Here is an 11,291-nt window from a genome sequence, read left to right as displayed (position 1 = left end):
CGGGCGCTTGTGCGAAATAAAGCGCTCGTCGAATGCAAAAGTGCGCAAGAAGTTGCGCAGTACTGCGCAACTTCTTGCGCACTTGGCTGCAGGCCTTGTGCGACGTGGCTCTCAGCGGTTTTATCAGACTTTTTTGCAAAACAAGTGCGCAACTTCTTGCGCACAGTGGCCAGATGCCTTCATTTGGTTGAGATGGCTATCTCAGGGCTTTCAGATCAAAAGATCGCAGCCTTCGGCAGCTCCTGCATTTGGAATGCATTTCCCCTGTAGGAGCTGCCGCAGGCTGCGATCTTTTGCTTTTTCAACGCGCAAGTTGTGTCAGACACTCATCGATCGAACGCTGCTGCGTCGCCGCATACAACCCCAACTCATCAATGGTCGTGCGCCCCAGCGCCTGCTCGAAGGCTTGCCGATTGGAATGCTCGCCATAATGCGCCTGCGCCGCATCGCCGAGGTTCGACTGAAAAATCCCCGCAGCACTCACCGGCAGGAAATCTTCGTACACCAACGGTTCCGCTTTCACATAACCATCGCGCAACAAGTCCTCCAGAGACGACTGCCCAAGCCCTACAGCAGCGAGACCTTTTTCCGTGGCGAAATAACGAAAGTACGCCAACCCTTGTTCACGCATACCCTCGACACTGTCAGGAAATTCGCCAAAGTGCTGAGTCATCAGCGCGTTGTAGCGTGCGGCGTTGGCTTCGTTGGGGAAATCACCGAGTTCATCGCGCGCGGCATTCAGCAAGCGGTCATACAGCGCCCGACCCTTGGGTGTGAGTGCCGCGCCGCGCTGTTCGATTTCGCCGAAACGCGCGCTGTGGCTGCCACGGGTTTGGTTTTGATCGGTGAAGGCGATCGGCTCGTCCAGCGCCTTGAAACTGGTCTGGCGCAGCAGGATCGGGCATTGCCGGCGCGGCGGGCCTTCGATCACGGCTTTCGGGGTGATGCCATGGGCCGGCATCTGTTCCTGGACGCGGTCGATGTCCAGCGTGCGCGGTGTCAGGTGATTAATATGCGGGCCTTTGAACGCGACCACGTCGGCGATCAAGCGGTGTTGGGCGCTTAAAGTCTGGTATTGCGCGGCAGTCACCGTAGCGCTGTGATGCCAGCGAAAAGTTTCCAGTGCCTGCAGGACGAATGCCTCGGCCTCGCTTTCATTCAGTCCACCTGCGTTTTCAGCTTGCGCGATCAGGCGCAACGCCTCCGAGGTAAAGATCGAACGCTTGGCCAGCACTGATTCGGCAAAGGCACGCAGTTGCGCATCCTCAATCAACTCGAGGCGCAACAACGATGTGAACACCCGAAACGGGCTGACTTGCAGCGCCTGCTCATGCACCGCGCGAAATGCTGTGGAATGCACCGGCACGCCCGCCGGGGTCAGGTCGTAATAACCCACCGGCTGCATACCCATCACCGCAAACAGGCGGGCGAGGGTGGCCAGTTCGGTGGCGGTGCCGACGCGAATGGCGCCATGGCGCTCCATGTCCAGCCGTTCGATTTCACCGGTGCTGTCGAGCTGCCGGGCGATGTCCGGCTGACGTGCAAGCACTTCGCGGTTGGTCTGTTCCACCAACTCCATCAGCGCGCCGTACAGCGGCACTTCTTCGCGGTACATGTCGGACATCGATTTGGAGAAGCGTTGGCGGATCAGGTCGGGGCTGATGAACGGCTGCACGGTCATGAAAAAAATTCCTGCCACGGTCACGGAATGGATGAGGGAAAAGATCGCAGCCTTCTCGCACGCGGGCAAACGAAGAATCCTACGAACTTCATTCTGCCAACGACTGATCCACCAGTTCGATCCAGTGCATCACCCGCGTGCGTCCGGCACTGGCCAGATGGCTCTGACAGCCGACGTTGGAAGTGACGATCAGCTCAGGGCGGCCACTCTCCAGCGCGTTGAGACGGTTGTCGCGCAGTTGCCGGGCGAGCACCGGTTGCGTCAGCGAATAGGTGCCCGCCGAGCCGCAGCACAAATGGCCGTCGGGCACGGCGGTGAGATTGAAACCGAGGCGGGTCAGCACGGCTTCCACCGCGCCGCCCAGTTTCAACGCGTGCTGCAAGGTACACGGGCAATGCACGGCAATCCGCCGTTCAGTGGCGGCGCAGATCTGTTCGAGCGGTTCCTGCGCGAGTATCTGCACCAGATCCAGCGTCCGCTCGCTGATTTCCTGTGCCTTGGCCGCATACACCGGATCGTCTGCCAGCAAATGCCCGTAATCCTTGATGAATGCGCCGCAACCGCTGGCGGTCTGCACAATGGCTTCGGCTCCGTTTTGCAGGTGCGGCCACCAGGCATCGATGTTCTGCCGGGCGCGGTCAAGGCCTTTGGCCTGGGCGTCGAGGTGATAGTCCAAAGCGCCGCAACAACCGGCTTCAGTTACCGGAGTGACGCTGATGCCCAATCGATCCAGCACCCGTGCCGTCGCATCGTTGGTATTGGGTGACAGTCCCGGTTGCACACAGCCTTCCAGCAACAACACCCGCCGGGCATGACGCAGGGCAGGACGCACACCGGAAAGAGCCAGATGCTTTGGCAGTTTGCTTTCAAGCAAACGCGGCAACAGCGGCCGAAACGTCGTGCCCACGCGCAGCAAGCCTTTGAACAATCCCGGATTCGGCGCCAATGCGCGCAAACCCTCGCGCAACAGGCGTTGCGCCGCTGGGCGTGGCACCGCGTGATCGACCACCGCGCGGCCGATGTCGAGCAGGTTGTGATAGTCGACACCGGACGGACAGGTGGTTTCGCAGTTGCGGCACGACAGGCAGCGGTCCAGGTGCAGTTGCGTCTGCGCCGTTGCTGGCGCGCCCTCGAGCGCTTGTTTGATCAAGTAGATGCGCCCGCGCGGACCGTCGAGTTCATCGCCGAGCAACTGATACGTCGGACAGGTCGCGTTGCAGAAACCGCAGTGCACGCAGGTGCGCAGAATCTTCTCCGCCTCGGCGGCGCGGGGCAGTTGTCGCGATTGTTCGCTGAGGGTGGTTTGCATGACTAGAACTCCGCGTACATGCGCCCGGGGTTGAACAGCCCTTGCGGGTCGAGTTGCGCCTTGAGTTGTCGGTGATAGCGCAGCAGTGTCCAGGCCAGCGGCTGGAACGGCGAAGAACTGGCGCCGTGGGTGAAGCAGGTGGCATGGCCGCCGAGTTCCTGAGCGAGGATATGAATGTGCGCCGCGTCGGATTTCAGCCAGCGTTGTGCACCGGCCCAGTCGATCAGTTGCTCGCCGGGCAGATCCAGTGGCCCGAGATTGTTCGGCAACGACAAGCGCCACAGCGGCAGACCTTCGTTGAAAAACCCTAGACGCTGCTCATTCAGATCCCGCCAGAACCCTGAATCCAGCGGCTCGCCACCGAGGCGTTGATGCGCCGCCGTCACCGAACCTTCGCCGCCCTCAAGACGCAGATACAGACTCTGGCCATCGTGGCAGGCGGCACTGATCGGCAGCGGTTGCTGGCCCCACTCGGCAAGCTTGGTCAGTGCCCGCGCGCATTCCATGTCGAGGCGAATGCTCAGGCACTGGCGCGGTTTCGGCAGGACTTTCAGCGATACTTCGGTAAGCACTCCAAGGCAGCCGTAACTGCCGGCCATCAGCCGCGACAGGTCATAGCCGGCGACGTTTTTCATCACTTCGCCGCCGAAACGCAGGTGCTGACCAAGGCCAGTGATCACCCGCGTGCCGAGGACGAAGTCGCGCACCGAGCCAGACCACGGTCGCCGAGGGCCGGACAAACCCGTGGCGATCATGCCGCCCACCGTCGCGCTTTCGCCGAACGCCGGCGGCTCGCACGGCAACATCTGTCCGGCAGCATCCAGCGCCGCCAGCAGCTCGGACAACGGCGTGCCGGCGCGCGCCGTGATCACCAGTTCGGTTGGCTCGTAACGGACGATGCCGCAGTGGGCACGGGTGTCGAGTACTTCGCCGGCCACCTCGCGGCCGAGAAACGCTTTGCTGTTGCCACCCTGAATTTTCAGCGGCGTGGCATTGGCCCGCGCTTCGTTGACCTGATCGAGCAGGGCGCTGGCGGCGTCGACGTCAGCCATCAGAAACGCTCCAGTTCGGGGAAGGGCAACTGCCCGGCGTGAATATGCATCGCGCCGAATTCGGCGCAGCGGTGCAGGGTCGGAATGTTTTTGCCGGGGTTGAGCAGGCCTTTTGGGTCGAACGCAGCTTTTACAGCATGGAACAGGCTTAGTTCGTCGCTGTTGAACTGCGCGCACATCTGATTGATTTTCTCGCGGCCGACGCCGTGTTCGCCGGTGATGCTGCCGCCGACCTGCACGCACAGTTCGAGGATCTTGCCGCCCAAGGCTTCGGCGCGGTGCAGCTCGCCGGGTTGGTTGGCGTCGAACAGAATCAGCGGGTGCATGTTGCCGTCGCCGGCATGGAACACGTTGGCCACGCGCAAACCGTATTCTTCGCCGAGGCGGGCGATACCTTGCAGGACCCCGGGCAATTCGCGGCGCGGGATGGTGCCGTCCATGCAGTAATAGTCCGGTGACAAACGGCCGATTGCCGGGAAAGCATTTTTGCGCCCGGCCCAGAACCGCACGCGCTCGGCTTCGTCGCTGGCCTGACGCACTTCGGTGGCGCCGGCCTCGGTCATGACCTCGCGCACCCGTTGGCAATCGTCGTGGACATCGGCTTCGACACCGTCGAGTTCGCACAACAGAATCGCCTCGGCATCGACCGGGTAACCGGCGTGAATGAAGTCTTCGGCTGCGCGAATGGCGAGGTTGTCCATCATCTCCAGACCACCGGGAATGATCCCCGCCGCGATGATTTCGGCGACCGCGCGGCCGGCCTTTTCCACTGAATCGAAACTGGCCAGCAGGACTTTCGCGACTTGCGGTTTGGGCAGCAGTTTGACCGTGACTTCGGTGATGATCCCCAGCAGACCTTCGGAGCCGGTGAACAAGGCGAGTAGATCAAAACCCGCTGAATCGAGGGCATCCGAACCGAGGGTCAGGCGTTCGCCTTCGATGGTCAGCACTTCGATTTTCAGCAGGTTGTGCACGGTCAGGCCGTATTTGAGGCAATGCACGCCGCCAGCGTTTTCCGCGACGTTGCCGCCAATCGAACAGGCGATCTGCGACGATGGATCCGGCGCGTAATACAGGCCGAAGGGTGCGGCCGCTTGGGAGATCGCCAGATTGCGCACCCCCGGTTGTACCCGCGCGGTGCGGGCGGCGGGGTCGATGTGCAGAATATTATTGAAGCGCGCCATCACTAACAGCAGGCCCTGTTCCAGCGGCAAGGCACCGCCGGACAAACCGGTGCCGGCACCACGGGCAACCACCGGGACGTTTTTCTCATGGCAAAGTTTGAGCAGGGTTTGCACTTGCTCGAGTCGACGGGGCAGGGCGACCAGCATCGGCGTGGTGCGGTAGGCGGAGAGGCCGTCGCATTCGTAGGGTTTGAGTTCTTCTTCGCGCCACAAAATGTCGAGGTCAGGCACCGCTTGCTGCAAAGCCTTGAGGAATTCGGCCTTGTTCACCTGCGGCAACGGACCGTCGAGGCGTTCGTCATAAAGAATGTTCATCCCAAACCCTTACCCTTGATCGTTCCCACGCTCTGCGTGGTAATGCAGCCCGTGACGCTCCGCGTCACTGGACGCGGAGCGTCCCTTAAGACATTCCCACGCAGAGCGTGGGAACGATCAGGAGCTGGGTGCATTGTCATCTCTGGCTTCCCAAAAACTCGCGATAAAGCTCTGCAGTATTCCCCGGTTGTTCAACCATCGGCATATGCCCGACATGATCCCAGACATCCACGCGCAAATTGGCGATGCCCTTGCTCCACACCGGCACGCTGCTGACGTCGATCAGCCGATCCTTGCGCCCCCAGAGCAACAGCGCCGGGCACTTGATGTCGGCGAGTTTCGGCTCCATCGGCGGGCTGGCGCGAAAATCGCGGAAGATCTCTTCCAGTTCATCGCGCTGTTGTTCGTAGCGCTGGGCGATGGCGTCCAGCACCAGGTTCGGCACCCACGGCGGCGATTCCATGGTCATCGCATAAAACCGGCGAAACTCTTCCCGCGAGTTGATCAGAAACGGGTTATGCCCGCGCGCCAGATGCCGCTCCATGTCACTGGGCTCGGGCGCGGTGACACCCGCCGGATCTATCAGCGCCACCGAGGCGATCCGCTCCGGATACGTCGCCGCCAACCACGCAGCGATGTAGCCGCCCATCGAATTGCCGATCACGTGGACTTTCTCCACGCCGCAGACGTCGAGCAACTGGATCATGCGTTTGGCTTGCAGCGGGATGTCATAGCCGCCGCCAGCCTTGAAGCCGGTTTCACCGTGACCGGCGAGGTCCGGGATGATCACCCGATACTGGCGCACGAAGTGCCGGGAAAAGCGCAGCCACAGATTTTTCTCGGCGCTGTAGCCATGCAGCATCAGAATCGCGCTGGCCGCTTCATACGGCCCACCCTGCCAGGTCGAGACGGTCATCTCGGCGATCGGCACTTCGATCTTGTGCAATTTGTACAACTTGGCCTCGATGGCCATGTTCAGGTCATACAGCCAATGGCCGACCGCCGGATAACTCAACCAGCTCCAGGCCACGAAAACCGCGAGGGCGACAAACAGCAAAAGCATCGACGTCTTCCTTTTAGGTGTTCAGGACAGAATGTGGTCGGCCGGTTTCAGCGCCCGGGTCAAGCGGTGATAGCTGAAACTGAAGCCGGGAAACATCGCGATCACATGACCGCTCTTGCTTTGATACCAACTGTGGCAGCCGCCGGACTTCCAGACCGTGCGCTCCATCTCCCGATGAATCATCTCAGTGTAGGTACGTTCCGCTTCACGGCGCACTTCAATGCTGCGCAGGCCTTTGGCCTGCACGGTGCGGATGCAATCGAGGATGTAGTTCATCTGCGATTCGATGATGAACAGCGCCGAGGTGTGGCCGATGCCGGTGTTGGGCCCGGTGACGATAAACAGGTTGGGGAAGTCCGGCAGGCTGGTGCCCAGATACGCGCGCGGGTATTGCGCCCAGACATCTCTGAGTTGCACGGCGTTTTTTCCGCTGACCGGGTAGGAAATCACCCCGTCGGTGGCGTCGTAACCGGTCGACCAGACGATCAGATCAACATCGATGTGCTGACCGTCCTGAGTGTTGATACCGGTTTCGTCGATGGAAGCGATGCCTTGCTCACGGGTATGCAAGGTCACATTGGGACGACTTAACGCCGGGTAATAGGTGCTGGAAACCAGCACCCGTTTGCAGCCGATGGTGAAGTCCGGCGTGAGTTTTTTTTGTAGCGCCGGGTCCGGCACCTGACGTTTGAGAAAGCGCAGGGCGTGCTGCTGCACCAGGTGAATCGCCGCTTTTGAATATTTGAAGGCGATGACCCGGGTTTCGAATTGCCAGTAAATCAGCCAGCGCAACAGTTTGTAAGCGGGTTTGAGTCCGAGCAGCCAGCGTTGCAGCGGTCCGAACTGGCGATCGGCGCGGGGCAGCACCCAATGCGGCGTGCGTTGAAACACATGCAGTTGCTCGACCGGTTCCGCAATGGCTGGAATCACTTGCACCGCACTGGCGCCGCTACCAACGATGGCCACACGTTTACCGCGATAGTCGTAGCTGTGATCCCAGTTGTTTGTATGAAAAGTCTTGCCTTGAAAGCGATCCCGGCCGGGAAAGTGCGGGATAACCGGTTGGCTCAGCGGCCCGGTGGCATTGATCAGGAACTGCGCATAAAAGGTGCCTTTGCTGGCGGTGTGCACGGCCCAGCGCTTTTGTGTTTCGTCCCATTCGACGCGCTCGACATTGGCTTGCAACTCTACGCGCTCGCGCAAACCGAATTGCTCGATGACATGCTCGGTGTAGCGGTGCAGTTCGGCCTGCCCGGCGAACATCTGCGACCAGCGGTACGGCGCGAACGACAGCGAATACAGCGGCGACGGCACGTCAACCGCCGCGCCGGGGTAGGTGTTCTGGCACCAGGTGCCGCCAAAGAAGTCCCGTCGCTCCAGCAGGCGAAAATCGTCGATCCCGGCCTTGAGCAGGTTGACCGCGGCACATTGACCGCCAAAACCGCTGCCAATGATCAACACTTTATAGGTGTGCATGGGCCTCCTTCTTATAGTTGTTTTTCCATTTTGCTCCTTTCATGTATAGCCAAATATTTGCACTGTGTGCGGCCCTGATGTCGCTCTATTCAGCCCGCTGGCCGGTGATGGCTATTTAACGTCGCCCTGTTAGACTCCCAACACATCCGTCCTGCGGTGTGCGTGATCGAGGTCCTTATGGGAAATACCGGAGGAAAGGGACTTTCATTGGCCAGGAGGCTTTATACGTCGCGAGTCCTCGGGCTGTTGCTTGGGCTTTTATGTGTATCTGTCGCGATGTATGCGCTCGATCCGCCGTTGTGGGTCTGGGCACTGATGCTCTTCAACGGCCTGGTCTGGCCGCATCTGGCGTTTCAATGGGCACGCCGTTCCAGGGTTCCCTATCACGCCGAACATCGAAATCTGTTGATTGATGCCTTTTTCGGCGGCTTTTGGCTTGCCGCCATGCATTTCAATCCATTGCCCACTGCCACGACCATTTCGATGATGGCGATGAACAACGTCGCTATTGGTGGTTCACGCTTTCTATTGGCAGGTTCTGCGGCGCAGTTGCTCGGGGTCGGCGTCGGGCTGGTGGTCTTTGCTCCGGCATTCGTTCCGCAGACCTCGCCTGCGCAAATGTACGCCTGTTTCCCGTTGCTGCTGCTGTACCCGTTGGCGCTGGGCTGGATCTGCTTTCGCCAGGCCTACACCCTTGGCCGGCATAAACGCGAATTGCTAGCCCTGAGCCGCACCGACAGTCTGACCGGGTTGCTCAACCACGGCGCCTGGAAGGATCAACTGGAGATCGCTTTTCAGCGTTGCAAACGGCAGAAGCAGGGCGCGGCGATTGCGCTGATCGACATCGATCACTTCAAGGCGATCAACGACACTTACGGCCACGTCGCGGGCGACATTGTGTTGCGGCAGTTGAGCAAGTTGCTCAAGCAGAACCTGCGGGCGACCGATGTTGCCGGGCGCTATGGCGGTGACGAGTTCTGCGTGATTTTGCCGGATTTGCCATTGTTCAATGCCGCACAGGCCATGGAGGCGTTGCGCGAGCGCTTCGCAATTCTCGGTTATGAGCAGAACCCGGCGTTGAAGGTCAGTTTGAGCATCGGCCTGGCGGCGTACGATTCGGCGCATGCCGACGCGACACGCTGGCTCAATGATGCCGATCAGGCGTTGTACGAGGCCAAGGCCAGCGGGCGTAACCGAGTGATCTGCAATTGCGATGACAAGCCCCGGCGGACGTTGCTGGATTCGGTTTGACCGCTATACCCCACATCCCCTGTAGGAGCTGCCGAAGGCTGCGATCTTTTGACTTTGGTCTTTCTAAATCAAAAGCAAGATCAAAAGATCGCAGCCTTCGGCAGCTCCTACACGTGTTCGGTGGTGGTCAGGGAGATGTCGCATTCGGTGTAGAGCCTCGCGCCGATGTCGGGTACGGTTAAATCCCCCCGACGCGAAACAAGGATAGCTTCATGACGTTCTCATTTTCTCGCTCCCTGCTGGCCGCCAGCCTCGGCTTGTCTCTTGCCTTTTCCACTGCACAGGCCTTCGCCGAACCGCATAAACAAGTGCTCGCCGATGCCGAGCAATACCAGCCAGAAGCGCTGAAATTGCTGGAGCGGCTGGTCAATATCGACTCCGGCTCAGGTTATGAACCCGGCCTCAAGCAAGTCAGCGATATCGCCATCGATGAGCTGAAAAAACTCGGCGCGACCATCGAACTGGTGCCCAACACACCGGAAAAATCCAACCATGTACTGGCGACGCTGAAAGGCACCGGCAAGGCGAAAATCCTGTTGATGGCGCACATGGACACGGTGTTCAAGGAAGGTTCGGCGGCCGAGCGGCCGTTCCACATCAAGGAAGGCCGCGCTTACGGGCCGGGGGTGATGGACGACAAGGGCGGTATCGTCGCCGGGATCTATGCGCTGAAAGTCCTGAAAAACCTCGACTTCAAGGACTACGCGCAAATCACCTTCCTGCTCGACGCCAGCGAAGAAACCGGCTCGGACGTCGCCACCGACCTGATCAAGAAAACCGCCAAACAGCACGACGTGACCCTCAATCTGGAGCCGGGGCGTCCGGCCGATGGCCTGGTGGTGTGGCGCAAGGGCAGCGCGACGGCGCTGGTCGAGGTCAAGGGCAAAGCCGCGCACGCTGGTGTCGCGCCGGAACTGGGGCGCAATGCCGCGATGGAGGCGGCGCACCAGATTCTGCAACTGGGCAAACTCGGCGATGAAGCGAAGAAAACCACCATCAACTTCACCGTGCTCAAGGCCGGTGACCGCACCAACGTGATTCCTGATCAAGCAACGGCCAAGGCTGACGTGCGCGCGGCGGTGCCGGAGGAATTTGACCGGATCGAGAAGGATCTGGCGCGGGTGTCGCAGGACAAATTGATTCCTGAGACGGAAGTGAAGACTTCATTGCAGCGGGGCTTGCCACCGATGCCGCAGACGCCCGAGTCGGATCGCCTGATGGCCATGGCCCAGGGGATTTATGGCGAGATTGGCCGCAAGTTGACCGAGGAGGGCAGTGGGGGCGCGGCGGATGCCAGTCTGTCCGCTGGGGTCGGCACGCCGACGCTGGATGGCTTCGGGATTGTTGGCGGCAATATTCACACGCCGGAGGAATACGCCGAAGTGGCGAGCGTGGCGCCGCGGATTTATTTGTTGTCGCGGATGATCATGGAGTTGGCCAAGCCGCGGTGAGGTAGTGATCGTTCCCACGCTCTGCGTGGGAATGCCTCAACGGACGCTCCGCGTTCGCTTTGTGTGGGACGCAGAGCGTCCCGGGCTGCATTCCCACGCGGAGCGTGGGAACGATCATTAAGCCGCGGTGAGGTGGTTTGCGGTGTGATGAGGTCGGCGGGGTGCCAGATAAATCGGCCCCTCACCCTAACCCTCTCCCAGAGGGAGAGAGGACTGACCGTGTTGTTTGTGGTCCATGTGGCAACCGGCAGATCAAGTTGAATGCAAATTCGCATTCAACGCGGTATCACAAGTCGGCGTAAATCCATGGCATCCCCCAATCAGTTCCCTCTCCCTCTGGGAGAGGGCTAGGGTGAGGGGCTTTTGTGGGAAAAGTGGAAGGCGCGGACGGCGTACAACTTTCCAAGACGTTTCCTACAACGTACCCTGTTGCCGCATTTCGGTATCGACCCCTATAGTTCGGGCTCGCGGAAAAACACCGCGAACGACCTTGGCCGGTCGATACAGAG

The 11,291-nt window shown here is 60.3% G+C and carries 9 protein-coding genes; 3 read left to right on the top strand and 6 right to left on the bottom strand.

Annotation, left to right across the window (positions count from 1 at the left end):
- The coding region (locus tag FGA82_RS32340; protein WP_212760557.1) for a hypothetical protein at positions 1 to 270 on the top strand (270 nt) is incomplete at its 5' end.
- Between the two features lie 31 nt (positions 271 to 301).
- Here the strand turns inward: FGA82_RS32340 and hglS are convergent.
- The 6 genes from hglS to FGA82_RS29645 form a co-directional block, all read right to left on the bottom strand.
- Positions 302 to 1,681 (bottom strand): 2-oxoadipate dioxygenase/decarboxylase HglS, encoded by a 1,380-nt coding sequence (gene hglS, locus FGA82_RS29670; protein ID WP_141129847.1) that lies wholly within the window; start codon positions 1,679 to 1,681, stop codon positions 302 to 304.
- An 88-nt stretch (positions 1,682 to 1,769) separates the two neighbouring features.
- On the bottom strand, positions 1,770 to 2,990 hold the full coding sequence (glcF, locus tag FGA82_RS29665) for a glycolate oxidase subunit GlcF (RefSeq protein WP_141129846.1): 1,221 nt from the start codon (positions 2,988 to 2,990) through the stop codon (positions 1,770 to 1,772).
- A 2-nt stretch (positions 2,991 to 2,992) separates the two neighbouring features.
- Entirely contained in the window at positions 2,993 to 4,042 is a 1,050-nt protein-coding gene (gene glcE / locus FGA82_RS29660) for a glycolate oxidase subunit GlcE (RefSeq protein WP_141129845.1), read from the bottom strand.
- Positions 4,042 to 5,541, bottom strand: a complete 1,500-nt coding sequence (glcD, locus tag FGA82_RS29655) for a glycolate oxidase subunit GlcD (protein ID WP_141129844.1) — start codon at positions 5,539 to 5,541, stop codon at positions 4,042 to 4,044. The genes glcE and glcD overlap by 1 nt, the downstream gene beginning before the upstream one ends.
- Before the next feature lie 136 nt (positions 5,542 to 5,677).
- Positions 5,678 to 6,604: an alpha/beta fold hydrolase gene (locus FGA82_RS29650; RefSeq protein WP_141129843.1), complete on the bottom strand. Its 927-nt coding sequence runs from the start codon at positions 6,602 to 6,604 to the stop codon at positions 5,678 to 5,680.
- 21 nt (positions 6,605 to 6,625) lie between these two features.
- Positions 6,626 to 8,080 carry a flavin-containing monooxygenase gene (locus FGA82_RS29645; protein ID WP_141129842.1) on the bottom strand — a complete coding sequence of 485 codons (1,455 nt, stop codon included), beginning with the start codon at positions 8,078 to 8,080 and terminating at the stop codon, positions 6,626 to 6,628.
- Positions 8,081 to 8,257: 177 nt separating this feature from the next.
- Here FGA82_RS29645 and FGA82_RS29640 point away from each other — a divergent pair, with 177 nt between their 5' ends.
- Positions 8,258 to 9,331 (top strand): diguanylate cyclase, encoded by a 1,074-nt coding sequence (locus tag FGA82_RS29640; protein ID WP_141129841.1) that lies wholly within the window; start codon positions 8,258 to 8,260, stop codon positions 9,329 to 9,331.
- 212 nt (positions 9,332 to 9,543) lie between these two features.
- The gene (locus tag FGA82_RS29635; RefSeq protein WP_141129840.1) at positions 9,544 to 10,782 is read left to right on the top strand and encodes a M20/M25/M40 family metallo-hydrolase; all 1,239 of its coding nucleotides are present in this window, start codon (positions 9,544 to 9,546) and stop codon (positions 10,780 to 10,782) included.
- Positions 10,783 to 11,291: the final 509 nt, after the last annotated feature.

The sequence above is a fragment of the Pseudomonas fluorescens genome (assembly GCF_005938625.1).
GTDB classification, from domain to species: Bacteria; Pseudomonadota; Gammaproteobacteria; order Pseudomonadales; family Pseudomonadaceae; genus Aquipseudomonas; species Aquipseudomonas fluorescens_BD.
This window is presented reverse-complemented; position numbering and strand designations above follow the sequence as displayed.

Coding starts and splice junctions, on each gene's coding strand:
- hglS (WP_141129847.1), bottom strand. CDS start 1,681: ATGACCGTGCAGCCGTTCATCAGCCCCGACCTGATCCGCCAACGCTTC.
- glcF (WP_141129846.1), bottom strand. CDS start 2,990: ATGCAAACCACCCTCAGCGAACAATCGCGACAACTGCCCCGCGCCGCC.
- glcE (WP_141129845.1), bottom strand. CDS start 4,042: ATGGCTGACGTCGACGCCGCCAGCGCCCTGCTCGATCAGGTCAACGAA.
- glcD (WP_141129844.1), bottom strand. CDS start 5,541: ATGAACATTCTTTATGACGAACGCCTCGACGGTCCGTTGCCGCAGGTG.
- FGA82_RS29650 (WP_141129843.1), bottom strand. CDS start 6,604: ATGCTTTTGCTGTTTGTCGCCCTCGCGGTTTTCGTGGCCTGGAGCTGG.
- FGA82_RS29645 (WP_141129842.1), bottom strand. CDS start 8,080: ATGCACACCTATAAAGTGTTGATCATTGGCAGCGGTTTTGGCGGTCAA.
- FGA82_RS29640 (WP_141129841.1), top strand. CDS start 8,258: ATGGGAAATACCGGAGGAAAGGGACTTTCATTGGCCAGGAGGCTTTAT.
- FGA82_RS29635 (WP_141129840.1), top strand. CDS start 9,544: ATGACGTTCTCATTTTCTCGCTCCCTGCTGGCCGCCAGCCTCGGCTTG.